37 protein-coding genes are annotated in these 25,278 nt (G+C 57.1%); 11 read left to right on the plus strand and 26 right to left on the minus strand.

The annotated features are described in order from the left end of the window. Positions 1 to 40: 40 nt before the first annotated feature. The gene (locus tag NJQ98_RS17895) at positions 41 to 433 is read left to right on the plus strand and encodes a winged helix-turn-helix transcriptional regulator (RefSeq protein ID WP_262181212.1); all 393 of its coding nucleotides are present in this window, start codon (positions 41 to 43) and stop codon (positions 431 to 433) included. Between the two features lies 1 nt (position 434). On the opposite strand, the gene NJQ98_RS17900 is transcribed toward NJQ98_RS17895, so the two are convergent. From NJQ98_RS17900 to NJQ98_RS17935, 8 genes are all read right to left on the minus strand, one after another. Then, positions 435 to 782 (minus strand): carboxymuconolactone decarboxylase family protein, encoded by a 348-nt coding sequence (locus NJQ98_RS17900; RefSeq protein ID WP_262181213.1) that lies wholly within the window; start codon positions 780 to 782, stop codon positions 435 to 437. A 23-nt stretch (positions 783 to 805) separates the two neighbouring features. Beyond that, positions 806 to 1,213 (minus strand): DoxX family membrane protein, encoded by a 408-nt coding sequence (locus NJQ98_RS17905; protein ID WP_262181215.1) that lies wholly within the window; start codon positions 1,211 to 1,213, stop codon positions 806 to 808. 278 nt (positions 1,214 to 1,491) lie between these two features. Then, positions 1,492 to 2,313, minus strand: coding sequence for an IS5 family transposase (locus tag NJQ98_RS17910; RefSeq protein WP_262181218.1), 822 nt, complete (start codon positions 2,311 to 2,313; stop codon positions 1,492 to 1,494). Between the two features lie 60 nt (positions 2,314 to 2,373). Then, positions 2,374 to 2,673: a hypothetical protein gene (locus tag NJQ98_RS17915; RefSeq protein ID WP_262181219.1), complete on the minus strand. Its 300-nt coding sequence runs from the start codon at positions 2,671 to 2,673 to the stop codon at positions 2,374 to 2,376. A gap of 53 nt (positions 2,674 to 2,726) precedes the next feature. Beyond that, positions 2,727 to 2,948 carry a DUF8129 domain-containing protein gene (locus NJQ98_RS17920; protein ID WP_262181222.1) on the minus strand — a complete coding sequence of 74 codons (222 nt, stop codon included), beginning with the start codon at positions 2,946 to 2,948 and terminating at the stop codon, positions 2,727 to 2,729. A gap of 49 nt (positions 2,949 to 2,997) precedes the next feature. Further along, positions 2,998 to 3,276, minus strand: a complete 279-nt coding sequence (locus NJQ98_RS17925) for a DUF7389 domain-containing protein (protein ID WP_262181224.1) — start codon at positions 3,274 to 3,276, stop codon at positions 2,998 to 3,000. Positions 3,277 to 3,297: 21 nt separating this feature from the next. Then, entirely contained in the window at positions 3,298 to 3,699 is a 402-nt protein-coding gene (locus tag NJQ98_RS17930; protein WP_262181227.1) for a DUF6166 domain-containing protein, read from the minus strand. A gap of 80 nt (positions 3,700 to 3,779) precedes the next feature. Then, entirely contained in the window at positions 3,780 to 4,175 is a 396-nt protein-coding gene (locus NJQ98_RS17935) for a DUF7567 family protein (RefSeq protein ID WP_262181231.1), read from the minus strand. Positions 4,176 to 4,364: 189 nt separating this feature from the next. Between NJQ98_RS17935 and NJQ98_RS17940 the strand changes: the two genes are divergently transcribed. Genes NJQ98_RS17940 through NJQ98_RS17955 form a run of 4 tightly spaced genes read left to right on the plus strand, consistent with a single transcriptional unit; the run spans position 4,365 to position 7,188 of the window. After that, the gene (locus tag NJQ98_RS17940; protein WP_262181234.1) at positions 4,365 to 4,625 is read left to right on the plus strand and encodes a ubiquitin family protein; all 261 of its coding nucleotides are present in this window, start codon (positions 4,365 to 4,367) and stop codon (positions 4,623 to 4,625) included. An 8-nt stretch (positions 4,626 to 4,633) separates the two neighbouring features. After that, positions 4,634 to 5,098, plus strand: coding sequence for a hypothetical protein (locus tag NJQ98_RS17945; protein ID WP_262181238.1), 465 nt, complete (start codon positions 4,634 to 4,636; stop codon positions 5,096 to 5,098). A 33-nt stretch (positions 5,099 to 5,131) separates the two neighbouring features. After that, positions 5,132 to 5,734, plus strand: a complete 603-nt coding sequence (locus NJQ98_RS17950) for a Mov34/MPN/PAD-1 family protein (protein WP_262181241.1) — start codon at positions 5,132 to 5,134, stop codon at positions 5,732 to 5,734. After that, a complete protein-coding gene (locus tag NJQ98_RS17955) occupies positions 5,734 to 7,188 on the plus strand; it encodes a ThiF family adenylyltransferase (RefSeq protein ID WP_262181244.1) in 1,455 nt (484 codons plus the stop codon). Before NJQ98_RS17950 ends, NJQ98_RS17955 begins: the two co-directional genes overlap by 1 nt. 22 nt (positions 7,189 to 7,210) lie before the next feature. On the opposite strand, the gene NJQ98_RS17960 is transcribed toward NJQ98_RS17955, so the two are convergent. From NJQ98_RS17960 to NJQ98_RS18010, 12 genes are all read right to left on the minus strand, one after another. Then, positions 7,211 to 7,576, minus strand: a complete 366-nt coding sequence (locus tag NJQ98_RS17960) for a DUF7568 family protein (protein WP_262181247.1) — start codon at positions 7,574 to 7,576, stop codon at positions 7,211 to 7,213. Between the two features lie 3 nt (positions 7,577 to 7,579). Continuing rightward, positions 7,580 to 8,071, minus strand: a complete 492-nt coding sequence (locus NJQ98_RS17965) for a DUF7995 family protein (protein ID WP_262181249.1) — start codon at positions 8,069 to 8,071, stop codon at positions 7,580 to 7,582. Positions 8,072 to 8,173: 102 nt separating this feature from the next. Further along, positions 8,174 to 8,596 carry a DUF8025 family protein gene (locus NJQ98_RS17970; RefSeq protein ID WP_262181253.1) on the minus strand — a complete coding sequence of 141 codons (423 nt, stop codon included), beginning with the start codon at positions 8,594 to 8,596 and terminating at the stop codon, positions 8,174 to 8,176. Between the two features lie 75 nt (positions 8,597 to 8,671). Continuing rightward, a complete protein-coding gene (locus NJQ98_RS17975; RefSeq protein ID WP_262181256.1) occupies positions 8,672 to 9,334 on the minus strand; it encodes a DUF6735 family protein in 663 nt (220 codons plus the stop codon). A gap of 204 nt (positions 9,335 to 9,538) precedes the next feature. After that, on the minus strand, positions 9,539 to 9,955 hold the full coding sequence (locus tag NJQ98_RS17980; RefSeq protein WP_262181259.1) for a hypothetical protein: 417 nt from the start codon (positions 9,953 to 9,955) through the stop codon (positions 9,539 to 9,541). 76 nt (positions 9,956 to 10,031) lie between these two features. Next, a complete protein-coding gene (locus NJQ98_RS17985; RefSeq protein WP_262181262.1) occupies positions 10,032 to 10,595 on the minus strand; it encodes an ArsR/SmtB family transcription factor in 564 nt (187 codons plus the stop codon). Between the two features lie 129 nt (positions 10,596 to 10,724). Then, entirely contained in the window at positions 10,725 to 11,105 is a 381-nt protein-coding gene (locus NJQ98_RS17990) for a hypothetical protein (protein WP_262181265.1), read from the minus strand. Between the two features lie 106 nt (positions 11,106 to 11,211). Further along, positions 11,212 to 11,400, minus strand: a complete 189-nt coding sequence (locus tag NJQ98_RS19115; protein WP_348533589.1) for a DUF8012 family protein — start codon at positions 11,398 to 11,400, stop codon at positions 11,212 to 11,214. Between the two features lie 142 nt (positions 11,401 to 11,542). After that, positions 11,543 to 12,430, minus strand: a complete 888-nt coding sequence (locus tag NJQ98_RS17995) for a biosurfactant protein 1 (protein WP_262181267.1) — start codon at positions 12,428 to 12,430, stop codon at positions 11,543 to 11,545. 99 nt (positions 12,431 to 12,529) lie between these two features. Next, entirely contained in the window at positions 12,530 to 13,456 is a 927-nt protein-coding gene (locus tag NJQ98_RS18000) for a transcription initiation factor IIB (RefSeq protein ID WP_262181270.1), read from the minus strand. Between the two features lie 117 nt (positions 13,457 to 13,573). Continuing rightward, entirely contained in the window at positions 13,574 to 14,992 is a 1,419-nt protein-coding gene (locus NJQ98_RS18005) for an argonaute/piwi family protein (protein ID WP_066419254.1), read from the minus strand. Beyond that, a complete protein-coding gene (locus tag NJQ98_RS18010; RefSeq protein WP_262181276.1) occupies positions 14,989 to 16,377 on the minus strand; it encodes a hypothetical protein in 1,389 nt (462 codons plus the stop codon). The genes NJQ98_RS18005 and NJQ98_RS18010 overlap by 4 nt, the downstream gene beginning before the upstream one ends. Before the next feature lie 166 nt (positions 16,378 to 16,543). Between NJQ98_RS18010 and NJQ98_RS18015 the strand changes: the two genes are divergently transcribed. Further along, positions 16,544 to 17,413 (plus strand): hypothetical protein, encoded by an 870-nt coding sequence (locus NJQ98_RS18015; RefSeq protein ID WP_262181279.1) that lies wholly within the window; start codon positions 16,544 to 16,546, stop codon positions 17,411 to 17,413. 12 nt (positions 17,414 to 17,425) lie between these two features. Next, entirely contained in the window at positions 17,426 to 18,202 is a 777-nt protein-coding gene (locus NJQ98_RS18020) for a hypothetical protein (RefSeq protein ID WP_262181280.1), read from the plus strand. Positions 18,203 to 18,355: 153 nt separating this feature from the next. Here NJQ98_RS18020 and NJQ98_RS18025 read toward each other — a convergent pair whose 3' ends face one another. Then, complete coding sequence (locus NJQ98_RS18025; protein WP_262181282.1) at positions 18,356 to 19,222, minus strand: DNA-binding protein; 867 nt, start codon at positions 19,220 to 19,222, stop codon at positions 18,356 to 18,358. Positions 19,223 to 20,091: 869 nt separating this feature from the next. On the opposite strand from NJQ98_RS18025, the gene NJQ98_RS18030 reads away from it, so the two are divergent. From NJQ98_RS18030 to NJQ98_RS18040, 3 genes are all read left to right on the plus strand, one after another. Continuing rightward, positions 20,092 to 20,295 carry a hypothetical protein gene (locus NJQ98_RS18030; RefSeq protein ID WP_262181284.1) on the plus strand — a complete coding sequence of 68 codons (204 nt, stop codon included), beginning with the start codon at positions 20,092 to 20,094 and terminating at the stop codon, positions 20,293 to 20,295. Next, the gene (locus NJQ98_RS18035) at positions 20,292 to 21,074 is read left to right on the plus strand and encodes a winged helix-turn-helix domain-containing protein (protein ID WP_262181285.1); all 783 of its coding nucleotides are present in this window, start codon (positions 20,292 to 20,294) and stop codon (positions 21,072 to 21,074) included. The genes NJQ98_RS18030 and NJQ98_RS18035 overlap by 4 nt, the downstream gene beginning before the upstream one ends. A gap of 75 nt (positions 21,075 to 21,149) precedes the next feature. Then, positions 21,150 to 21,347, plus strand: coding sequence for a hypothetical protein (locus NJQ98_RS18040; protein ID WP_262181287.1), 198 nt, complete (start codon positions 21,150 to 21,152; stop codon positions 21,345 to 21,347). 37 nt (positions 21,348 to 21,384) lie between these two features. On the opposite strand, the gene NJQ98_RS18045 is transcribed toward NJQ98_RS18040, so the two are convergent. Both NJQ98_RS18045 and NJQ98_RS18050 read right to left on the minus strand, forming a co-directional pair. Continuing rightward, a complete protein-coding gene (locus NJQ98_RS18045) occupies positions 21,385 to 23,322 on the minus strand; it encodes a sensor histidine kinase (protein ID WP_262181290.1) in 1,938 nt (645 codons plus the stop codon). 115 nt (positions 23,323 to 23,437) lie between these two features. Then, a complete protein-coding gene (locus NJQ98_RS18050; RefSeq protein WP_262181292.1) occupies positions 23,438 to 23,698 on the minus strand; it encodes a hypothetical protein in 261 nt (86 codons plus the stop codon). A gap of 121 nt (positions 23,699 to 23,819) precedes the next feature. On the opposite strand from NJQ98_RS18050, the gene NJQ98_RS18055 reads away from it, so the two are divergent. Further along, a complete protein-coding gene (locus tag NJQ98_RS18055; protein WP_262181295.1) occupies positions 23,820 to 24,080 on the plus strand; it encodes a MarR family transcriptional regulator in 261 nt (86 codons plus the stop codon). A gap of 2 nt (positions 24,081 to 24,082) precedes the next feature. Here the strand turns inward: NJQ98_RS18055 and NJQ98_RS18060 are convergent, their stop codons facing one another. From NJQ98_RS18060 to NJQ98_RS19245, 3 genes are all read right to left on the minus strand, one after another. Next, positions 24,083 to 24,652, minus strand: a complete 570-nt coding sequence (locus NJQ98_RS18060) for a hypothetical protein (RefSeq protein ID WP_262181297.1) — start codon at positions 24,650 to 24,652, stop codon at positions 24,083 to 24,085. Then, positions 24,649 to 25,017 (minus strand): hypothetical protein, encoded by a 369-nt coding sequence (locus tag NJQ98_RS18065; protein ID WP_142980767.1) that lies wholly within the window; start codon positions 25,015 to 25,017, stop codon positions 24,649 to 24,651. Before NJQ98_RS18065 ends, NJQ98_RS18060 begins: the two co-directional genes overlap by 4 nt. Positions 25,018 to 25,115: 98 nt before the next feature. Beyond that, positions 25,116 to 25,278 (minus strand): DUF8158 family protein (locus NJQ98_RS19245; RefSeq protein ID WP_489146083.1); only part of this gene is annotated, 163 nt, incomplete at its 5' end.

Here is a 25,278-nt window from a genome sequence, read left to right on the forward strand (position 1 = left end):
CATGACAAAATCTTACATGAGTGACTGTCGAATAGCTAGTATGGTTCCAGAGTCCGATGAGGATATCGATGAAAACCTCCGAGAGGTGCGCGAACTCACACCGACAGCGTGTGCAGGTGTCCAATCGCTCGATCAGTTCGGTACCAAGTGGCGGCTTCGAATTCTCTACAACCTGTTCGATAGCGACCATCGATTCAATGAGCTGAAACGATCCTCTGGGGCGAGTTCGTACACGCTTTCGCGGGTCCTCGAATCACTTGAAGAAGACGGTATTGTCGACCGTCACGTCGAGCCAGGGCCGCCCGTTGAAACACATTACAGCCTGACCGAGAAGGGCGAGGCACTTGGCCCAGTTTTTGATGCAATCGACGAGTGGAGTACAGAGTGGGTTGGCGAGACGGACGATGAGCCGACGGAGACGCCCGGCGTTTGAGTTACTCCTCTAGAGCGTGGACGGCGGCCGCAAGTCGTCCGAGGCCACCCTGATTGGCAACTACCTTCACCGTCTCTGCGAGTTCTTGCTCCGAAACGCCTTGTGCTCGGGCAACAGCAGCGAGGTTTTTTACGCCAGATGTGTTTCCATCAGCGGCATCAAGTGCAAGCGTGATGAGAGTCTTCGTCTGTGCAGACAGCGCGTTGTCTGCGCCGGCGTTTCGTGCGATTGCAGCCACGTGGTCTGCGAACTCGGGGTCGTGAGCACGAAGCGTCTTCAGGAAGTCCGGTTCAATGTCAGTATCCGCAAACAAGCCATCGAATGCTGGAGTTGCATTGTCTGAAGTCATGTTAGATTGAGTAGGGTCTGTGGTTACAGGGAGTATGGCCACGTCGCGGTACCGAGTGCCAGCACGATGAATGCGCTCCCGAGCAACGCGAGATTGACCATGAATTGCGTTTTCTCCTGGCTCCGCTCCTCAGGGTCCTTGATGCGCCAGAATGCGTGCATCGCGGGGGTGACACCGGCGAAGAATGCAACGACTCCGACGCTGGCGACCACTGGATATACCCCGAGTAGTATCCCGAGTCCGCCCAGGATGAGCAGCACGAAAGATGCGGGGACGGCGATACCTGCTAACGGAACCCCTGCCGAGCGAGCATACTCGATATTGGATCCAGCATCGAGCATGTTACTGATGCCGAGATACGTAAAGACGCCGCCGAGCAGTACTCGGCCGATGAGCAAGAGCTCGGCAGCAGGAGACGTTTCAATTACCATCGCTTCGATACCTCGTGAGAATTTTCGTTCGGTTTCTGTTGTCAGTGACGTTCATCGCGACATCCCAGGATATGCTCCGCGTAGATATGTAGTTTATCTAATATGAATGTGACTAAGTGTGGTTCGTATAACTACCTCAAGTTGGAGTTGCTGAAAGAGCTCTATTGCTTAGGCTTTACCTGGTACCTATATTATCATTTAATCACGAACACCAATTCTGCTTCACAGTCTGAATTGGCAGGCGACAATCTGCTGGATGCAACCTCTGTATCTACCAATTAGAGTGATTGGTCGATGTTATGAGTGAAACAGGCGATGGTGAGTTCCCGAAACTGCTTCCACCAGTACTGTGAGCGGACGAATGCGCCGTATTTCCGTTTGAGGCGGGAGTTTACCGTCTCGTTCTGACTGCGCTGACCGTAGAGATCAGCATCCAGCCGAGCATTCCACGCCTTGTGAAGTGACGAGAACTCTCGATGTTTGATAAGCGGGCGAAGATTCGCCTCACGGGCTAACGCCCGAATCTTCTGGTCGTCGTATCCCTTGTCACCGAGGAGAATCGCAACCTCACCGGCGTTCCGCTTGATGAGTGACGGCGCGATTTTCGAGTCGTGTTTTCTGGTCGTTGTCACGTGGAGATCAAAGATAGCATTCGCTCTCGTGTCCACGAGAAGTGTGACTTTCAACTGCTGAATCGTCAGCTTCGTTCGCTTCGTGTAGTGTTTCGAGGCGTGACTACGGTCGAAACCGGATGCATCGATACCGACGACACCGTTGGTCGGAAGGAGTGTGACCGAGAGGTTGAGCAGGACGCGCCATACGGCCATATCGAGCCGGTCGAACGCTTTGCACAACGTCGAAGGAGATGGGAGTTCCTCAAGATCAAGGGCGCTCCGAATCCGAGGCATTTCGATAAGTTCGTCAAGAAGCGTCCGGTACGTCGTATTCTTCCGCACCTTGGGACAGAGCAAGACGATGTGCTGGTGGAGTGTGTAGCGCCGTTTAGAGAACTTCGACGAGTAGCGGACAACAGCTCGTCGAGCCAAGTGATACGCCTGCTCAACGAACCGAAGCAACTGCGACTTTGGGAGGGCCTCCATCCGGTCAGACTACCGGGCGAACCTGTAACTCTCTGAGGATTTCAACAGAGCCAGGCAAGTCTATTCTTCGAAGAGACAGCGAGCGGCTGCATCGTCGCCAGCGAGGGTCTGCTGATCCTCGTCCGTGTCAGCGAAGAGTGTTGACTGATCTCCCTCGGATGTTTGCTCAACTTCGGGTCGATCGTCGACGCCGAACTCACTCGCCTCGGGCTGATCAAGACGCGAACCCCGGTCACGATGATCCACGTCAGCGCCGAAGTCCTCAAGCGAGGTCTCGACGCTTGTTTCGGTTACTTCGAGTTGGCCATCGTCACCGAATGCGGTCTGTCGTTGAATCTCGATCTCTGGTCGATCGCTCATCTGGATTGAGCCTCCACCCACCGAGGCTCCGACAGACACCTCCGGGCGTTGGGTCAATCGTCTTGTGCGCGGATTTCGCTGGCCCGATCTTTGAGCCGGCGAAGAATCGGGATCCGTTGCTGATTCGCGTTCTCGTAGGCGACACAGGCTCGCAGCGTCTCCATATCGTTGATCGTCACGATACCCGCGTTGATGAGCCGCGTATTCGGGGGTTCGAGCCGTTGTTCTGGTGAAAGCTCGCTCACGTCAGTCGATTGACCGTCAGGATTGCTCACTGATGATCGCCTCCGCTACTGCTGAGGCGACAAAAAACAGCCCCCGCCGTTACTCGTCTTCTTCCTCGGGTTGGATCTGGCGAGCGTCCTCAGCGAGATCGTGGATGTACTCCCGAAGAATCTCCATGTCCTCGCGAGCGTCTTCGAGAGTCTTGCCTTTCGCTTTGGCCACGATTTTGTCCTGATCGCGGGTGCCCGTCCCGCGAGTAAGCTTCACGGTGAGGGAGACGCCGACGTCACTTCGTTCGACGTACTCCGTTCGTGTCGTCTGTTCGCTCGATTCAGCCGATTCGCCATCCGCTCGAGATGGTTGGGTATGTTCTGACATGGATTTCTTTCGGTGATTAGTTCAGATGGATGGTGCGACCGGCTCGCCGGGTGTTTCGTGAAGGACTGCGTCGATCTCGGGTCCCGTGAGTCGCCAGCGTTCACCAGACCCAGCGCAGTCCAGCTGGCTCACGACCTCGGTTTTGAATGCCTGGTAGTGGTCGAGGGCGAACGCCTCATCTCCCGTGTAGTCGAGGAGGAGTGCGAGCGCGAGTTGCGCCGGACCACTACCACTATATCCCCATTCGAATCCCGAGGGACTGTGATTCACCAGCGCGAGACTCCGCTCTGGTGTGAGCCGTTCTTGGCCGGGACGTTTCTCAACGATAGCCTGCCCGCTCTGCCGATACCCGACGTAGGCGATGTCGCAGTCGCTCGCTGGGCATGTCTGTTCAATCGAGTGTGTGTCGCTAGGTCTACTCATCGGTCTGTTCGGGAGCTACTCGTTCGAGCACCCCCCGCACCCCTCAGGGGGCGAAAAACAGCCACAGGAACTGCTTTCCCCTACGCGAGATGGGAGACATCGGCTGGTTCGTCGACATCGTCGAACTCGCCTTGTTCGACCGGCTGCCAGTCATCGCCGGGTGCTGGACTCCACCAGTCGACCTTGTAGGCACTCGGTGCGCCGAGGATCTTCACCCGTGCCGACCCATCGGGTAGATCGCGACGGAGCTTTTCGTCGACGTGGAGGTTCCACGTTGAGTGGGTGTCGAAGCAGGCGAGGACGGCCTCCTCGTAGCCGCGTGTCTCTCGGGATTCTTGGAGTTCGACCTGTGTGTTGCAGTTCTTGCAGAACACACCTTCGAAGGGAATGTGACTGAATACCTCGTGCCCGCAGACTGGACACCAGAGGAACTCGAACAGTGCTTCACTGTGACGGTCGATAATTTCCAGACCCATATTTGAACTTGGCCCGATCGAAACGGGCCACCCCTCTCGGCCCGAAAAATACAAATGTCTCTTGCTAATGATTGGTTGAAATCAGCGATTCTTCAGCCGCGTATTTTGATTTAGTCCGGCCAGTCAGTGCCCTATTGTTATTCAGATGTCAACCAAATACTTAAAAGGCGAACGCGGCTAGTAACAGATATGCCTCCTCAACTCACCATAACGATTGAAGCTCCTAATGGAAAGAGTGACGAGTTCTCCTTTGACCAATCTACTAAAGTCAGCGAGTCTGCTGAGAAAGCTGCCGACGAGTTTGGCATCCAGAACACGAATAATCCAACACTTGCTCGGATTACCGATGAAGGTCAGGAAGAACTCAAGCCAAACCGGACGCTGGTGAGCTACGACCTTGATGGCGAAACCGTGATCTGGACGGACCGAGGAAAAGGCGCCGGAAGATGAAGCGACGGGTGAGTGAGCAGCTCATCCGGGACGAGCTGGAGGGTATCAATCATCGTGCCGATCAGTTAGGCTGGGAAGTTGACGCAGATCTTGATGACCTTGTTATCACGACTCGCATGACGGCTAGCGATGATGAGGAATATATTATTGAATTCGAATGTAGTAATTATGATCAGGCTCCTCCGTATGTTGAACTCATACATCCAAATACCGGTGAGCGAGGGGTTCCAAAGGCTTACTTCGACGACCGTGGAGCAGGTCAGGCCCTCCTTCTCAAACAAACACCGGCACTTTGCCACGGATTCAATCGGAAGATGTACCTGGATGTCGATACGCACCACGATGAATGGAATCGCCATTCCATTGCCCGCTGGAAAGATGAGGCCGGCAGCTATACTACCTTAACGCGTATTCTCATGCTTATTGATAAGCGGATTACGAACGACCATTACCAGGGGCGCCTCTCAGAATGACTTGGATCCCCTCGTACTACTGTTGGTGATTTAATGATACAAATAACTCGTCGTATACAAGATTTCATAGCGAAGTTCCGTAGAAACGAGGAGTCACAAGAATTTGATGAGGGAGCAGGAATAGAACAGCAGTATCCTTCTGTGGTAGTTCCAGCTAGAGTCTGTGAAACCACTTGTGAAGCGCTTCGAAGCCACGCTCCGGTCGGCCAGAGCCATGAGGGTGTTGCGTATTGGGCGGGCGTCACGCTTGAGGACATTCCTGTTACATTCGTCACAACGTGTATTGTTCCTGAAGCTGAGACTGGACCTGGCCATTTCGAGGTCTCCACAGGAGCAAATGCAAGAGTAACACGGGCGGTACACGACAATGACATTGCTGTACTTGGTACAGTACACAGTCATCCGGGTGCTGGGACACACCATTCAGGAGTGGACGATGATGAGGCGTTCACTGTTTATGATGGGTATTATTCGGTAATCGTTCCGGACTATGGCACTGAGGGTATGCTCCCACTCACGAAGTGTGGTGTTCATCGATATGAAGCAGGCACAGAAACATTCCGTAAATTGAATGACACCGAGATCTCTTCGACGTTCACTACTCCGACTGCACCGCTTAAAATAGATACTCGATAATGACCTTACAACCTCCAGATCCGAGTGCCCTTCCTATCTCAGAAACGGGATTTTACGAGAAGCGAGATGACCGGACAAATCTTGTCACGAATTCAGACCACTATCAAGACGCGCCAATTTTGCTCGCGATTGAGCAAGACAAGGCGACGAATGTTTCTGGGCAAGTAATGGCTCTTACCTCTGCTGTTCTTGCGAGTCGATTCAACCGGAACGTTGATCTCGCGTATCCAGATATTCCACTAGAAAGCCTGGTTTCACACCCGTTACTCCCTGAGAGACTCCGTACGAGAGCAGTTACTGAGATGGAACTGGGTGATCCTTTTGGGGAGTTCACGGGGGTTGATCGAGAAGAGATTGCAGATAGTGACACCGACTATTCTTGTGCCCTGACCATCGGGAACCCTTCCGTTCAAGCGGAAAAAATAATACGTATTGATAGCTGTGGGTGGGCCGCACGCATCACACGAAATGAACAAATTCGAGGTTTCAATGAGACTTCACCAAATCCTATTGGCCCTGCTGCTGCCGCCTGCTTCGGCATCGCTGAACTCTTCAAGTCTCTGATTGGCTGCCCTCCCGAACAACAACCAGGGAATTTCACATTTGATGCGCTCACATTGCGGGTGGAACCGGGCGAATTGCATACCACCGCACCTGCCTTTCCAGATGATATTGAACTAGGTACCGTTGAGCTGGTTGGCGTCGGGTCAATCGGTTCCTCACTTTTGTATATGCTCCCTATGCTCCCTATTGAGGGCACATTCACGCTCACTGATCCAGATGTTGTTGAATACTCGAACCTCAATCGATCACCGATTTTCAATGTGAAAGATGCTGCTGAGGAACGGAATAAAACTCTCGCTGGGGAACGTTTCATATGCGACAGTGTTGACGTTCGAACCTTTTCAGAGCGGTATGGCGCGTCTAGGGCACAGGATGATGTTGTCCCGGATATCGTTCTCCCAGAAGTTGATAGCGATCAGGCGAGGGCGGATATACAATACAGTCGGCCCCCGCTAATGCTCGAAACCACAACAAACGAATCCTCCGTAAACGTGGCACGGCACATTCCGATCGTGGATGCCTGTCTCCTGTGCCACTTTCCCCCCGGCGAAAGTTCATATACTCCTGCCTGCGCTACCCTGGATAACGGTTCAATTCCAGATCCGGATGAGGAGGAAGAAGGCCCAGATGCGGCTCTCCCCTTTGTGTCCACCTTGGCTGGAATTTTGCTTGCCGGCGAGCTAGTAAAAACGAATATTGAAGAATATCCATTTTCCCCCTCGTTTGTTGAAATTGAAACATTCACTAACTTCTCTACCCGTATGCCTCGATATGACAAACAGCATAATGATGAGTGTCCATTCTGTTCATACTGTGACGATACTCAATATCGCCGATTGATTCAAAACACCAAATTTGAGGATTTGATAGATCTTATTGACCGAGACTGACTTTTATGGGTATATTGATAACTTAGCGCTCAGCGCCATAGACAAGCTGTGACGGGGATTCATACCCACAGCTCCGACACTCGAACCAACGCTGAACCTTCGCGCCGTCAGCCGTTTTTCCGCCGATTGCCACATCGCTGTTCGGACACTCGGGACAACTCAGTTCGGGCGCTGGCCGTTCCCGGAGCTCGTCACGGAACGATTTCGCGTCCTTCGTCTCGTACCCCCGCGACCACACCGGGTAGCCGTCGACGAGGATTGCGCCACGCCACTTGTAGCGGTATGAATCCGGTGCTCGGTGTAAGACCGCCCGAGCGCCGGTCTCGGTATTCCGGTATGCGAGTGTGGGCGTGCGGCTCTCGCGCTTCCAATTTGTGATCCGGGACATCTGTTAGAAGTGGACGTCGGCGGGCACGATCCAGAGCTCCTCGCTCTCCTCCAGCACTCGATCCAGCTGCTCACGGTGACGGATACCGTTCGCATATTCGTTGTACAAGAAGATCGTTGGCCCGTCGTAGGCGCCAACCTGGTGGAAGGCGTGCCGAGCGAGATCTTCGTCGCGCATGATCTCCTCATCGGAAAGTTCGTCAAGTGCCTCCCTCACCCGGTCGAGGTTGCGCTCGAACTCTTCTTTCGTCGCCTCCCAGCCACGCTCAAGCAGGTCTTGGCCGTCATCGGAGTCGACGGGGGCTGCAGTCGGCAACTCACCCCATCGCGCCTTCCCCGCAACGGACGTGTCCTCCTCATCAAAACAGACGTAGTAATCGAAGACGGCGCCAGCGTGTGGGTCCGCGCCGACCAGGCGGTCGAACACCGTCTTTCCGGTGGATAGTGCTTCGTCTTCTGTCGATGCTTCTACCAGAGCGTAAATCACCATGTGCATCTCGAACACCTCGAAGCGCCGACGCACCGGGAGTCGTTGCTCGCTCCTGCTGCGCCGGCACCCATCGCCGGCGCTCGAAAAACCTGATCTAGCGGTCGATTCTTAGGACTCGTTCGCTCGGTCGACTGTGATGGTTAGATCGCCCGACGCGTAGTCGGCCTCGAAGTCGACGGTGAACGCATCCGAGTCGTACGCGGCGTGGTAGGCACGGTGTCGTTCGAGTGACCCCGTCGCCTTGAAGTGGAAGAACGCAGCTGAGGTGTAGGGTTTGCTCTGGGTCTCGACCTGCGTCTCGACAGAGGCCGGGAGCGCGATTTGTGGTGTGTCCGTGTCGATACTCGCAGCGAACGCCTTCGCTTCCTCGACGGTCGCCTGCGAATGTGCGGGCGTCTCGCCGGTTAGCACGTTTACCGGCGTCTCGGTATCGTTGGTGAACAGGACATCGTGGAAGGTGCGTGTCCCGAGGACTGCGTCGGGATCTAACTCGCAATCGTGGAATGGGTCGTCGTCTGGTTTCTCGGGCATCAAATCACGAGCCTACGGTGGGGCTCAGTCCTTTCTGCCCCAGAAAAACCACCATCTGCTTCGACGCAAATCGCCCTACGAGCGGCTGAGTGTCGCGTCCGGAGACGGTGCTTCACCGCTCGGGATGCGCAACTCTTGGCGCTTCCCGATCCACTCGCCGAGCTTCTGCTTGAGGTACTGGCGAGCCGTCGACTGGGTGAACACACCCTTGTCGACCATATCGCCAATGACGTCTTTCAGTGCCCGGAACTGCCCCTTCAGATGTCCGTCGCCGACCGGCTCGCCGTCGTGCCACCGAACGGTCGCGAGCGCGCCGTTCCCGACCGTCTCGCCGTGGTCGATTGTCTCCGAGTCGTACTGCAGGCCGAACCACAGCGTCCGGTAGGCGGTCACCTCGAAGGTGGGTGACACCACGAAGAACGCCTCGTGGTGGAGATAGTCGAGATGGTCCGCGACGATCTCGTCGAGGGTAAGCCCGGTGGCGCGGGGCTTCGGCTCGACGACCGTCGACGGGCGGTCTTCGCCGGCGAGGTAGCCGTCGACGGCATCTGCCTCGAGGCCATCGGCCAGTTCCGCCAGCAGCTGTTTCGCCCACTTGGAGTCGGTGTCGTCGCCACCGAACGGGGTTTCAGCCGAGATTCGGTGCTTGAGCTTCAGGTTGGCTGCGCCCCAATGAGAGTAGTGGAGCGTGTACTGTCCGTCAGTTCGTTCGTACGCAACGAGTGCGCGGTGGCCCATTGAACAATCACCTCGTAGGACGACCCACGACTGGATCGCCTCGCACCCCTCCCGGGGGACGAACAACGCTACCAGTAGTTGCTAGCGAGGCTTCTTTATTCGGGATGAGTACTGATATTGGGGCGGCTAAATCGGTAAGTGGAGGCCACGCACATACCCGAGGACGAGACTTCAGGAGTTTCTTCCCAAAATCGAACGTGTTAGTCAGCTTGTGGCTCGTTGTTTACGACGGTATTCAAATCCACCTATCACGCCCGCGAGAGCGACGACCCCGACCCAAGACAGAATATACAGAGCGAATGGTGTCGGAACAGCAGACGGTGGACGAACTGGGCCTGCCAGCCACGAGCCGAGCCCTGAAAGGAGTAGGAATACACCGACGATGATAGCGGGTGATATGACCTTCTCACCGACGTAAAACAGAGCGGGAATGAATCCAAGGAGGAACATCCCGAGAAGGATGTACGCTCCGTTAAGTGGTTTAGCCATAAGCATATCCCACAAGTCATCAAACCAACTGTTCCATAGAAACACAACCAGAGCAGTGTGGGCCACCCCACCGACTAACCCACCGATAATTGAAGATTTCGTGTAAATCGACTGCTCTGAGGTACGTGCCATGCTCCTCAATTGACCATCGTGGTGCATAAAACAGCGTTTGGGTCAAAATTAACTTTGACAGGAGAGGGTATTCCGCTTATCTGTTCCAGACCCACAGAAGGACGACCAGTCCAAGGACGAATAACCCGCCGAGGAGAAATTCCAATCCGGGGAATGATAGTAGTTCCAGAAGCGTCAGGTCGTCACTTGCACCACCGGGCTGGCCAAACGCTTGGAAGGCAAACAGTAGAGTCGAGATGACAAAGAGAAGTCCAGTAGCCCCTACAAGCCGTTTGAGAAGGTCACGGAAGCCAGTCTTACGTTCTTCGGTGCCTACGAACATGACGACGGGGTCATCGGCGGGCGCGTACACGTTCATCTCCTTTCCTTTCTCGGAATACCGTGTGCCGGCTACCTGAATCACGCCAACGTCTTCGAGGTTATCGAGATGATAGGAGACGTTCTGAAGGGACATATCAAGTCGGTCAGCAAGTACTGATGGAGGAGCCGGCTCATCATAAATCGCAGTCAGGATACGCCGGGACGTATCCGATGAAAGAGCCTCAAACACGTCCGCTGAACCATCGTCGCCAACACCGAGAACCTGTATCTCGCCTTCTTGCTCGCCCGTCACGTCACCGGTGGAGGGCAGTAAAGACATACCACCCTACTTGGTTCGCCCCAATATAAAACATGGATTCCCACCGCTCTGGGTGACCAATACGCATTCTGTACTGACCGGCTGTTCCAGCTCTCGTCATGGACAAAGAAACCGTATCGGCAACTACTGCTACTCGTCGATCGGGTCGGGGGAACTGAGGTCCGCGTACAGTACCTCACCGTCGCGGACGACGTACCGTTTCGCCAGCACGGGAAATCGGCACTTGGTAAATCCGGCTGTCTGAATGTCGAATTCTTCGTTCGGTTCGAGATACTCCGCAAGCGACCGGAGGAACTCGTGGGTGACGATGCCACCGTCGTAGTCAGGAAGTCCGTTCTCACGAGCCTCGTACACTTCGAAGCTGTCGTAGCCCCAGATGATCAGTTCGCCGTCGTCGTCCACCTCCCAGTTGAGCGTCCCGAAGCAGTGGCTCTCACAGAGCTCGCGGACTGCCTGTGGATCCGATACGAGCGCGCCGGTCGATGTCGTTGCGGCTTGGAGTGTTGCCATGGATTGTTCTCGGGAGCTGTCTCGCGCCCCCGCACCCCTTCAGGGGGCGAGCAACTGCTCACGCTGTGACGGCCACATGACGTTTCGCTGCCGACGCGTCGAGCTATCAGGATTCTCTGTTGACGTCACCGTCCCTCGTCGTATTCGGTTGGGTGAGAAAATCTACCTGCTCGAGGAGCGTCGTCGCGGTGCTAATTCGCTCTTGATCAGCGGGCTCCAATTGGCCGCTGTCGATACTGGTGAGGCTACTGAGCGCGCGGTGGAGTCGATAGCCGGGGGTGTCTCGTGGGTCCATGTGTGCGCCTCCGCCAATTTACGGCGCGAAAAAACACCGGCGGGCAGTCAGCGGGGCGGTTCGGGAGTGATCACGAACTGACCTCCAGTTAACCAACAGAACGAATCGATATCAGGATTCGTTGGTTAAACTGACGCCGTCTCTACTGACTGGCTTCGGGTTCGGGCCCATAGCGGGGTGTCCCGCATCGCTGACACTCCCACATGGGCTGCCCGGTCCACTCGTCATCGTGGACGGTCTCGAATTCGCGAAATCGATGCTTAGTCTCCCGACCACACTCCCGACACTCGAGGTGAGTTATGTTTGGACGCTCACGTAGTGGCTGTTCGGTATCGGTCTTGTCAACGGATTCCTGGAGCGCAATCGCTGGCACCAGCCAGAGGTCGTCGTCTGCGCCCTCACGTAGGCTTGCAAGACGATCTTCGGAGTGAACCTCGCTCCCGGCTTCGTCGTAGAGAAACGCCGCGTGCTCGCCGTCGTGACGGGACTGCGTCGTCTCTGTCCACGGTGTCCGGTTGCGAGCAGCCGCGAGCAGCTGATTACCACATTCAGACGTGACCCGTGTCGCCGAGGGGAGTGAGGGCCACTGATCGACAAGCTGTGGGGCCGGTTCCTCGTCGAGATCGTAGATTAGCTTGCAGTCATCGACTACTGGGTCATCATCTCCCTTCGCGAGGAGGGTGGCCGCAGCAGATCCCTTCCCGACGGCGCCGTAGAACGTCGACGCCTCAACGAGTAGCTGGATGACGTGGAGGAGAGTCCGTTCGGCATTCGATGTGTCCTGATCATCGGCTGCTTCGAGATGGTTCGTGAGACAGAACCGGCACTTCGACTGGCCGGTGAGGATCGACGCTCCACAGGAAGCGCACTCGGTCTCATCTGCTGTCGGGTCGTCTGGATAGTCCGTGTCGACGCCACCAGAGCGCTGCCGCCGGGGCTCGCCACTACTACTGGCGAGTTGATCGTCGGGAACGTGGGTCGCTTCGCCGAGCGGTCGGAGGGCTTCGTAGTCGGCGTACTGGTCGGTCATAGAATGATCTGGCCGTATCATGCTTCGTCTTCGGATTTAAACAATGACTCTCACATCAATCAGACAACAAAACACAACCGAAAATCAACAGTGTGGGCGTTAGACAGCCAGTTCGTCCAGCGCGTCGCGGTGGGTCCGCACGGTGACCACCGAGACGTTCGCAACGTCAGCGACGTTCGACTGGGTGAGCCACCGTCCGTCTTCGCGTCCGGCCTTGTACAGACAGGCTGCGGCGAACCCAGATGGCCGAACCCCCGTGGTTGCTCCGGTCGATTCGGATGCTTCCGCCAACTGCCGAGCCCGCTGCCGGATCTGATCGGAGACGTCGAGCTCCGATGCCAACCGCGGAACGAACGCACTCGGCGTCACGGGTTTGGCTGGCAAGCCAAGTTCCGTATTCAGCGTCGTGTATGCGTTCGTCACCCGCGATTGCTCGACGCGCGCCGATTCGGTGATGTCGTCGAGCGTTCGCGGCCGCCCGTTACACCGACACGCCCCGTAGACACTCGCGGCGGCCATCGCCTCGATCGACCGACCCTGCAGGAGGTCCTCGTTCTGAGCGCTGCGGAAGAGCTGGCAGGCCTGGTCACGAAGCGTCTCGGACAGTTCGAGGGCACTACTGATCCGGCGAACTTCACTGAGTCCGTGTGCAAGGTTGCGTTCAGCTTTCGACTGAAACCGCCCACGCGTCTGTTCACGGCGCATTCGGAACAGCCGGCGTCGCTTCTGTCCTGAGAGTTCGTTCCCGTTCGCATCGGTCCCGCGGCCGATCTCCGTCGACAACCCACGATCGTGCCGCGCCGCGGTCAACGGAGCGCCCGTGCGCTCCCGTTCGTCTTCGTCGAATGCCCGCCACTCTGGCCCGTGGTCGATCCGCTGCTCGTCGATGACGAGGCCACAGTCCTCGCAGACGGTCTCGACTGTGTTGGTGGTGACCCGGCCGTCGCACTCGGGGCATTGGTTCGCGCTCGACTCCGTCTGGACGTCCTCGTCGAAGTCAGTTTCGTAGATGTCTCTAATTGCCATCGTTCTCACCGTGTTCAAGGAACTCGCCAGTACAGCGAGCCCCTCGCCCATTGAGGGGCCGACAGAAACCGATGGTATCGGTACTCCAGTCAACTAGAACACAATCCAGCTGATGATCTACATGTAATGGTAGTAATGGATGTCCAGACTGGTGTTTTGAGCTTCGGCCTCAGCTAAGATGTTCCCAACGGCATCTGAAATTCCGATTGTAACCGGAAGCTTCGTGCAGAAATCCGAAGTGTTCCAGTCCAGTTTCGTGAACGCCAGCATTTCTCGGCACAGCTTCTGTGGCGATGAATCACTGACCTCCGGATCCGGCTTGACCACGATCGGCTCAGGGATGTTCGATGCTGGATACGTCGACAACGCCGGGATGTATCCCTTCGTGTACAGGTAGTGCTCCTCGTTGTTCGGTGCGGAGACCATTGTGCCTCGAAGCGCTGGATAAATCCCGGAACTCAAAGCCCGGACTGGGTGCCGCTCTCGGACCGTGACGAAGTCCATCAACTCGATGTTCCCAGCACCTTTGATGAAGCCCTCTCGCTCCTCTTCCCAGAACTCCGACCGCTTGTGAAGCACCAGTCGTCGCGGCTCAGTCTTCTTGTGACTGCGGTAGTGCCTGAGAATCTTCTTGACCAGTTGCTCGGCATCGTCTTCCGCGAGATGGTTGTTCCCTGGGCCGTGTTTTTCTCCTTCGACGGGGTCACCTCGAAGGATGAAGTTCTCCCCGGTCTCCAGGAAGACTTGAGCCATAGCTGTCCGTGTCCGGGACTGGTCTCCGCCTCGCTCTTTGTAGAAGGATATCCCGGCGAAGCACGTCCCGTCCTCCAGCTCTGTTAGTTTCCAGGGATGCCCTCGCTGCGCCTTGTACAGTGTTCCAACCGCGATGTTCCATGCAATCTCAGATTTATCTTGGACGTCCTCACCGCGGAGGGTCTTCGGCTGCATCAGTTGGGTCGGCACCCCGACTTCCATCCCCAGCAACTTGATTCGGTTATGGAAGTCGCTGGTCTCTGACTGCATCCGGGCATGGTCCTGGTGGGATGGAGTGCATGCGTCCCACATTGCTTCGGGAATCGCGATGAACACGACGTCAGGCGGCGTCTCCTTAGCGTACAGGACTTCGAGGTTGATCTTGATGATCTCGACCGCTTCTTCCAACCGGTCTTTCCGGCTGCGGATTTGGTTCAGGTCCCGGATCTCGCCTCGAGTAATCGTCTGCCGCCACCGCTTCTGCGTATTGAACGTAAAGTTCAGCGACGATCGCTCGCCGAGGCCAGGGAACGGTGGTTTCCACCGCTTCGACTTGTCTTCGTCGGCGGTGATCGCCAGCTCCATGTCCTTGAACAGTTTCTCGATTGCGCCGAGAGACCGTCCAGATCCGATGTATCCGATGTTGATGACCTGGTGTTCGGATTTGCCGGACGGTGTTCTCGGGCCGTACTCCATTAGCCCGACTCGGGGGTCGATGGCTTCCTCGCCGTTGGCAAACATCAAGCCTGGTTCGTCAAGGACTTCGGCTGTGAACTCGTTCATTGGAACTCTCCTAGCCACTTGTTCTGCATGGTGTCGTCCCGTTCGTCGGTGTCTCTGGGCGGTCTTTTGTTGACTTCGAGCATCACGGGTTCTGTCCCGATATCCAGCTCGTCCTGTTTGGGGCCGCCATAGTCCAGGATTTTCCACCAGTGGTTGATCCGGCTACGTGTTTTCCGGTTGTTCCCGTGTCGGCTGGGGCTGAACCTGTCGTGTAACGGCTTGGCTTGTTCTCCAGTGATTCGGTTCTCTTTCCCGTTGGAGGTGAACAGAATAGCTGGTTTCAGGGTCAGGAAGTACTGTCCCGAGTATTCGAGGATGCCAATACGAAGTGAGTGGTGCCGGAAGAACGGGGAGTCTCCGTCACCGAAGTACCTAGAGACCTGTCGTCCCTCTTCTTTCCGGACCTCCGCTTCAGGATCTTCGTGTGGGAAGTAGAGGTGGTAGTCGCTACGGTAGTTTATCGCGATGCAGCCACGGTCTTCACCCTTCGAGAGGACAACGGCTCGGATCAGTCGTTTCCCGATATCGGCGTTCCCTTGGTCGGCTTCTACCCACGACCGGAACGCGATCTCCTTGACAGTGTCCAGGTCGATAAACTGCTTGACCGCTCTCGGCATTTCCTCTGGCGGCAACAGGCTGTACACCTTGTTCGACTTGAACCACGTCGGTACCGTGAAGGGGCGTAGCTTGAATGCGACCTCTTGTGTCGCTCCCTCCACCTGATCTCCGATGTACAGAGTTTCAGGGTACTCTGTTATCTCGACGAGGTTGGTGGTCAGCTCTGACCTGTCGGTGATGGGTTCGGCTTCACGCTGGAAGAAGTCGGGTTTGAACCGGTCGTCTTTCTCGAACTCCTCGATCTTCATCAGGAGCGAGTCGTAGTCGGCCTGGTAGACGTGGGTGTCACTCAGGAACTCCTCGAAATCGTCCATCGGATAGCTCTTGATCTTCCTCCGGTGGTCCTCCGAGAGTTTGTCGTTCTCGCAGACCCGGTCGTAGAACTCTTGGATGGCTTCGTCGGTCTGCTTGGTGACGTCGAAGATCTTCCGCCACTCTTTGAAGTTCTCGAGATTCCGCCCGAAGATGGCCACATCGAACCGTTTCTCAGGAGGCCGATCCATGTAGTGGAGGAAGTACTTCCCCATCTCCTCCAGGAATTTCTTCCCGTGACGGCGCTGATCTGTCCACTTCAGTTCGACCCAAACCTCCCGGTCTCCCCTAATCTCTGGGAGTTCGTATTTCTGGTCGACAAGCCCGCCATGGGTGGGCGATGTTTCCGTGATGTAGTATCCCATCGCCTCCATGTACTCCTGGACCTTGTCACCATAGATTTCCGAGTTTTTAGCGAGAGCCTCGCGTTCGCCTAGGAGGTTGGTGAGCGCCACGTTATTCCGAACCTCACAATGGAGTACCTAAATCATTTCGTCGCAGTGAACGGTCCCGGATTCAGGCTGAGAATTGGATGCCTAACTACCGTTTTGGGGGTTCATGATTCAGATTCACTGTTTTCAATACAGTAATTAGATGGGGTCCTGTTAGTCTCGAATAAGCATGACCTCTACACTAAGCGTAGGGGAGGTAACGGCTCTTCTCTTGGACGAGAGATTCTACTCGAATCCATTACGCCCTAAAACCTTCTACAAACTGCTATACTTCGCGGACAAGGAACTCGACGACGTAGGATTGGACACGGATATCCAGCACTTCTGGTACAAGTTCGGAACCATGGCGAAGACCGGTGGATCCCCGGTCACGGTAGACTGGAGTGACGATAGCCGAAAAGTCCGTTGTAGCCTTTCAGCTTCTCAGGTCAGCCTCCCCAGGGAGGAAGAGACAAAGGCTCGACTCGCACTCTCCCGAGCACTCAACCGTCTGTACGAACAAAATACGGAGGGGCTGACCGATGACATGTACGAGGACGCGCCTTACGACGTCCAACGCCACTACCGACGACTCGACAAACAGCTCAGTGACGCTATCGACGACAAACCAGATTACCCCGAAGTAGACTCCAGCAGGGAAGCAGTCATCAACACGGTTTTCGATATCATCGATACCTTCCCGGTCGACGACTACCCGTGGCTGGTGCAGGACCTGGATCTCTGGTACTCGGTCGTAAGTGCTGAACTTGATGCCGAAGAGTACCGGCCGCAGAAGGCCCTGAAGGTCTCTGAATTGTTCTGGACCATCTTCTGCATCGACCTCGCCCAACGCGAAAACACCGGGTTGACCCCCGAAGAGATCGCCGAGGAACTAGACACGCAGGACCTCGAAGGCCGACAAGAGGATATCCGGAAGGAACTCGAACTGATAGAGCGAGAACGCTCCCGGCTACACACAGACCTGGAAGAGAACCAAGTAGTGTCCGAAGCCGCTGACGGGGTTGCAATCGCCCTCCTCGGTCTCTCACCCGCACCCTAACCAACCCCCTCCATGACCCGGTACTTCGTAGACACCAACTGCCTGCTCGGACTCACCTTCATCAATGACCGGTGGTACCCTGACGCCAAACGATTGTTCGACACCGACAACACGATCTACACCGGAAAGAACGCAGCCTACGAGTACTGCTCCAGTACTGGGAACAACAGCCGGCGGAACGCTGACATCCAGTTAGACCGGGACGAAGGCCTGTACGGTGAGAAACGGGCGAAGCTCCGGTTGAAGTTACGGCAGTTCGGGAAAAAGCTGCAAACCTACAGTGACGACGAGCTCGATATTGAGACGGTGATGGACGAGTACGTCGATCGGTTCGACATGAAGGAGTCCGAGGAGAAGGAAGTGCGGCCTCGGCTCCAGAAGTACTTTGAGTGGTACTTCGAGAAGGAGGGCGAGCTCACTCGGCGGACAGCTCGGGAGGCTGCTCGGAAGCTGAAGGACGTCTTGATGGAGCGGTCGATCAAGCACAAGGACCAGATCGAGGCCCGTGTCTATCTGGAACCGATGCGGGACCGCGAGTATCCCGACGTCGAGAAGCGGTTGAAGGAATGGCCAGTCCACATGAAGAACAACGCGGATATCGCGTTGATCTGTGACGCCGTGTTCCTGAAGGAGAAGATCGGTATCAGCCACTTCGTAACCGGCGACTTCACCGACATCTACTCGAATCAGGAGTGGATTCATGAGAATCTCGGGTTCAGTGTTCTGTACTTACTGGAGACGTTCGCGGGTGAGGAAACACCAACTGCCTCAATAGACTTGGACAATTAGAGTAGTATATCAATTGGATCCTCTGATGTCGATTTAAGAACGATACTCTAGGTCGTGGCTGCGCGCGCAGCGAAGCGAGCACGGAGCGGAGGGTGGGGCGGCGGGGTCAGGGCCGGTCCGGCACACAGCAAAAAAGAAGGCTACGCTAACTGGCTATTCTTCCCACCACCGACCGCGCTCCGGGAACTCGATCCTGCTCCAGCCCGTGATGGCGAGACTGCACCGGCCCTGGTACCAGTTCTTCTTGACCGCTCTGAATCTGACCGTCTGCCCCTCTCGAACCACCGTTTTCCCACTCTTCTCCCAGACCGTGAATTTCGTGCGGCCGCTCTCGTCCTCGATGAGCCCGACTTGTTGAATCGAGTTGTCACTTGGAGTCCAGAGCTCGGTGATTTCACCCTGGACCGTCACCTCACCGACGGGCACGTCCGGCACATCCGCGATGGGCACGATTGCACCGGGGACCGCCTTCTGCTCCTCCAACGTCTCCAGCACCGCCTTGGTCACGTCCTCTCCGCGCTGCACCTTCTCGGCCAGCTGCTTCGCGACGACTGCTCTCGACCAGCCGCCCTGCACTTCGTCGTTGATCCGCATCGCCTGCTTGTTCACCGCCGCGAGTTCCTCCTGCGTCAGCTTCTCTCGGGGGTCCGTACGCTCCACCGGTTCGGGCTCGTCTCGGCCACACTGCTCGACGACGACCTCTCGCGTCCGCTTTGCGCGTCCCTCCTGCTGACTGAGTTCCGCTTGGGCACTGATGTGCTCCAGCTCGGCCTCCCGTGCCTCGATGCGCTCTTCCTGTTCGAGGGTCTTCCCGAACAGGTGATCCGGGCCTGCCTCGATCCGCGCGTCCGGGTGGTTGGAATCGACCTTCGCCTGCACTTCCATGTCGACTGTCGCCCGGAACTCCGGGGTCTCGTCGACGACTTCGAATCCGTCCTCGTCGACCTCAACGTCATCGTGTTTCTCGAAAGCCTGTTCATCGACCGAAACCTCATTACCGAAGACGTTCTTACTCGACATTGGAGTTAGTACAGCTCCGAAGGCGCTCACGCGCCCGACACCGCGATGCTCCTACATCGCGGATTTCCTCGACGACAACGACCGACAGACTCGTCTGCGCGCTCTCGCTCGCGCCTTCGCGAGCGCCCTGTGGGCGCGAGCGAGAGCGCGCCCGAGGCGGACGACCATCCAGCACCGCGCGCCGACCCGCCCGGAGCGAGCGGCCAGCGGGATATGCCCGCTCGTGTCCGGCCCGATGTGCGGGTCCGTGTCCAGGGCGACTGTCGCCGAGAACGCGCGCCGCGGTGTGGCGCGCGACAGCGCAGGCGGCACCAAGCGCTGGAACGCGAAAGCCCGCAAGGGGCGCAACCGACGGGGATACCCGCTGGCGCCGAGGGCACATGCATTTTAGCCCGGAACGGGCGCGGGCGGTGCGGAGAGCGCCCGCACGCCCGGAATGGTCGGTCGCGAGCGACGCGGAGGGCGGCAGCGGCGAGCGGGGCGGGCCTATACGTACACACCTGTCCAGCCGGCTACGTCGCTCGGTGAGGCATCTATCGTCCTGGCGGACTCAGAAAGGGCGAGGCCGCCTCGGTCGTCCCCCGACCTCGCAAGCACCGCAGGAACGAGGCGCGCAGCGGCGGTCGCGGGACGTCGAGCGGCCGAGGGCTTTCATCAATGAGTGGTGAAATGTCTATCACGTTGCCTTCGTGCGATTTGCTCTGGACCAACACGGTGTTTGCAGGGGCGAAGAGCCACTTCGTCTATCCCCAGTCCAATCCAGACCGTAAAATCACGAAAACGGTCGATATGACCTTTGTACCACCGGAATGTACGTGTTACTGAAGGATGCGACTAACGTACTCGAATCAGAACAGGGTGATGTCCAGATGAGTGACCTACTTGATGCCGCCGAGGGCGCTATCGCGCTAGTGTGCGGGGGATTCATTTTCCTCCTGTTCGGAAGCGCCCTGGGGACGACGGGGCTGATCGACCTCAGCTTCTGGGGGATCGTCTACGTGCTCGTCGGTATCGTTGTCCTCATAACGGTCGCTGCAGCTGCAGCCGGTGCCGTCATCTCGGAGGTTGTATGACACTACGCTCACTTCTCGTCGACCTCGTCTCGACGAATGACCGGAAGGAGGTTCCAGATGAGCAGATCCTGAACGTCCTCCGTGAGAACGACCGTATCGCGATGGGAACGCAAGATATCGCCGATGCAGTCGATATGTCTCGACAGGGCGTCGAGAATCGATTAGACGAGCTCGAACTCGAGAATCGAGTCCAGTCACAGAAAATCGGCAATGTTCTCGTGTGGGATCTGCATCCGGATGAACGGCGAGATGTTGTGCCGCCCGAGATCGACCGCCTTGTTCACGCTTTCGACCAAATCCGGGACCAGTTTGCGATGACGCGCCGATTGGGAATGTACATCCTCCTCACCGGATTCGCCATCATCTTCACGAGCTTGAGCACAGCACTCGCTGCAACACCGGTCGACCCGTTCGCAGAGATGCTCCTCGTGTGGGGATACGGAATCGCAGCAGGTGGGGGTGCAGCGTGGGTCGTTGGTGGTGGAACGCAATTTGCCACGATTGTTACTGAACACGTCGTCTATTGGCGACTGACGGGGAACTCGCTCCGCACATGGGGAGAGACAGATGGGGCAGCATCCAGCCACCGCGGACAGGTTGACATCCGGGTGGTAGGAGGGCTGTTCGTACTCCTTTTCATCGGGGGCGCACTCATCGGTGCAGCGAGTGATATTCAAGCGGGATTAGCGGCCTCTCCCGCGTTTTCGTGGCTCGAAGCGACGCTCGTCGCTGGACTGTTACTGCTGGCGTTGGTTGCGATGATTCTGGGAATCGAATAGGAGGGTTGGAATACTATCTTAAATAGTCACTCACCGAGAAGATTTAAAACCCTATTACCGCAAATAGCCAGCAAGATGACTGAAGAAAATAATCTGGACATCTTGGGGTACGTTGCAGCCGGGCTCGGGATTGCTGTCATAATCTTCGCTTTCACACAGGCCGGAACCTTCTCCGCCTTCGTGGAGGCTGTCCAAGCGGGCTCACAGCTCGTGCTGGTTGGCATCGCCGCTGTGGTCGGTGGCGGTGCCGTTATCGCCTACTTCAAAGAATAGTCCACGAGCCGCGACCATTTTGAAGACCGGGCCACTCTTACAGCGTCGTCGTTGCGGACTGTACACCCGAAATTTCGAAGCGGGCACCCCCGTCAGTACCGTCGGTGACTGTGATGTCCCAGCCGTGGGCCTCGACGATCCGGCTGACGATTGCGAGCCCGAAGCCCGTCCCGTCCTGATTCGTCGTGTAACCGCTTTGGAACACGCCCTCGCGTTCGGTCTCTGGAATCCCCGGCCCCGTATCCTCGATATAGAACCCATCGCCAGCATCGAGGGCACCAACGTGGATCGTGACTGCGTCGCCCCCGTGTTCGATTGCGTTTCGATAAAGGTTCTCGAACACTTGGATGAGGCGACTACGATCTGCATCGAGGCGGAGGTCCGCTTCGACCTCGAGCGTTGCGGCGTCGGTCGCAACGTTCTCCCACGCCTGCGTAGCGAGGGCCTCGAGGGCAATCGTCGCCGTCTCGCCGACGGCATCTCCCTGCCGAGCGAGCGTCAACATATCATCGATGAGTCGTTCCATCCGATCCAACGCTCGCTCCACGGCGTCGAGATGCCCATCGTCGTCTTGGGCCTCGATGAAATCAAGGCGCCCGTGGGCGACGTTCAAGGGATTCCGCAGGTCGTGGGACAGAATGCTGGCGAACTCCTCAAGGCGGTCGCGCTCCCGTCGGATCGTCGCCTCTGCCGACAATCGTTCTAGGGCCGTCACCACGTGAGTCGCCAGCATCTCCGCGACGTCCTCGTCGCGCTCGGTAAAGGCGTCCGAGTCCGACGAAAACACCTGCAGGACACCGTATTCCCCGAGCGGGATACTCAACAGTGCCCGCGGATCGGCGCTCGCCTGTGGCTCGGACTGTGCGCCGCCGTCCTGAATCGGTGACGTAGCCGCCGACCGGGTGAATTCGAGATCGTCGACCCGAAGCACCGTCCCCGATTGGTAGCTCTCCCCGGCGTACCCGAAGGAAGTGGGTACCGGGTCACAATCGTCGACCGTTCCAGCCCCCGAACTGGCGGCCGGAATCAGCTGATTCCCTTCCACCACGGAAAGATGGGAGACATCAGCATCGAACAGGTCGACAGCACCGTCAGCAGCCCGCTGGTAGATTGTTTTCGTCCCGGCAGCCCCGGTGATGTCGGTAGCGAGGTCGTGAAGCTGCGTGACCTTCGACGTGTGGGTCTGGAGCTGCTGCTCCGCCTCCTTCCGATTCGAGATGTCCTGAATGACGCCCGTGAAGAGATGGTCGTCGTCAACGACATACTCTCCGAAGCTGATCTCGATCGGGAACTCATCGCTATTAGCCCGTTGTCCGCGTATCTCGATGCCGTCCCAGTCGATCGTCCGCTCTCCTGCTGAGAGATACTGTGCTAGCCCATCTCGATGCGCGTCCTGGAACTGCTCCGGCATCAGTTTCGTCAGTGAGTCACCAACCAGAGCCGCACTCGAATACCCGAACAGGTCCTCCACGGTGTCATTCGCGTACTGGATCGTACTCGTCTCGTCAATTGTAACCACGGCCAACGATGAATTTTCCGTCAACGCACGAAATCGCGATTCAGACTCAGATAGTTCCCGTTCACGCTGTTGCAACCCAGTCGCGTAATACCCCAGTAGAACGCTTGCCGCCATGAAAATGCCCGCGCCATTAAGCGTGAGCGGGATCGGTTCGCCAGCCGGAACGTGCTCGATCGAGATGATGAATGTAAACCAGATGTTGACCGCGACCCCGGTAATCGCCCCACCGGTTATCCAGAGGGCTAGCCGTCCAATGCGGGGTGGTCGATGAGTCTGCCCAAGCCAAATCCCACCAATGATCAGGCCGATCCCGACGATTGTCGGCAGACTCACCTCGATGAAGTCGACAAGGGCATCATCACCGTCAAAAAGCACCCAGGCCAGCGTACAGGAGAAAAGCAGCAACCCGGAGAGGGCGACCGACCACTTCTGTATCGCCCGATACAACCCCCTCATCTACACCTAATACTCGGGAAGAGACACTTAATGTACGTGATTTGGGTACTGGATGTCATTTTCACTATTGGGTGTTGAGGGGCAAGACGATCACCGTCTTGTGATGCTGGCTATTCTATGAACCGTCCGAATCTGAAGAACTCTCTACTAGGACTTGGACCTCGTCGGGTGTCGCGACGAGCTGCACGTCCCGAACGGTGAATCGAACCGAAATGTCACCCTTGGACGAGGCAAGAACCTGTTCGAGTGCCTCAACGTCCACCCAGTCCTGTAACTGGTAGTCATCGCGATCGAGGCCATACGTCTCCAACGTCTCGATGATGTCGATGAGCAGGTTGCTTGATGGCTGGGAGGAAGCTGGTGCTGAATTGTGCATCTGAACGCTCGGGGTTAAGGATGCCAGGCGTTTAAAACGTTAGAAGTCAACTACAGAAGCTCGTAGCTTCGCTACTTGACTTAGCGCGTTCGGGATAGCGTCGGCGCAACCACAAGCGATTATGCGCTTTGACGCCGACTGGATGTCTCGTGCTGATGACCGCATTCTAGAGCACCTTTCTGACGACGGCCCCGACACCCCGAAGGAAATGGCGGACAGCGATCGCGTGCGCTTCTCCCGGCAGCACATCAACGCCCGGTGCAAGAAGCTCGTCAAATACGAACTCCTCGTCCACCTCGGCAACGGCGTTTACGATATCACGCGAACGGGAGAAGAGTATCTCGCTGGCGAGCTGGACGCCCGTGATCTCGAAGCTGCGTGACCCTACTCATCCAGAAGCCCCACTAACTGGGCTACGTACGGGCTGTTCTCCCAGCTGCGATGCGGGCTGATGGCCGTGAGCAGCGTTCGAGCCGCCTCGTGGGTCATATGGCCGTTCCGGGCGTAGTCACAGATGAGACGCGGTGTCGGGACGATACGCGGCCCTTCGAGCACCGCGTGGATGAGCGGGAAGTTCGTGCCGCCAAATTCGTCGGTGAGAAAGCCGTCGACGTCGAGCGCGTTCGCGAGGACGATGCCATCAGTTTCGCCGTCATCGAGCCCGAACGTCGGTCGCGCGTCCGGGGTATCCTCGCGCGCATACGGATCTTCGACTGTGTAGTGGCCACGGGCCGCGAGGACGTTACTCGCCGCAGCGGCGTGGATATCCTGATACTGCGTGATATCGCGGAGTTCTGCGACTACTTCCAGAGGGACGACCACGTCACAGGAGGTGAGCAGGTACTGGAACGGGTCGGGAACATCGGTACCGATGGCTGCATCCGCACGGGGCACCGCGAGACTGACGAGCGCACTCGTATCGGCGACGACTGTTCGCAGCCGTGGACCGCTCATCGATCGTCGTCGACCGCGGTGTCGACCGTCGTCACATCCCCATCGTAGACGTCGACGTCGTCGGGCGCAGCAAGATCGAGAGGTTCGTCCTCGAGATCCGCTTTGAGGAGACGGAGTCGCTGGGCGGTCTCGGCGCCGACCAGTTGCTTGACCGTCTCGAACTCGAGCTGGTCGTCGTAGTACTTCGTCGCGACCAGCTCTTGGAACGTCTCGCTGTCGGCCGTGTCTTCGATGTACTCCCGGATGGCATCGACGAGGAGGTCTGTCCGATCCTTGTCGAAGAGGTCGGCGATGGCATCCAGCCGGTCGACGAGGTACTCCGGCGACTGGAAGTGAACCCGCCGGGGATCGTCACTTGCGCTCATTCTATGTGCAAGTTTTGCACATAGACGCATAACGGTTTCGGCGTTTGCACAGAGCTTGCACATTAACGCCCGTGGAACAGGAGGGGTTTACGCCGATCTCAGCTGTCGTTCTGTGCGTTCAGTTCGTCGAGGAACTGGCCAGCGGTCGTCCCGACACGAACACCGTCGACGTTGGACATTTCGAGGTCGTGAATAGCGGTCCGGAAAGGCGTGCCGTCGACGAGGACACGGTGAACGATGGTGCGGATGGGATCGGTCCCG

This window comes from Haloarcula laminariae (assembly GCF_025457605.1).
Lineage (GTDB): Archaea > Halobacteriota > Halobacteria > Halobacteriales > Haloarculaceae > Haloarcula > Haloarcula laminariae.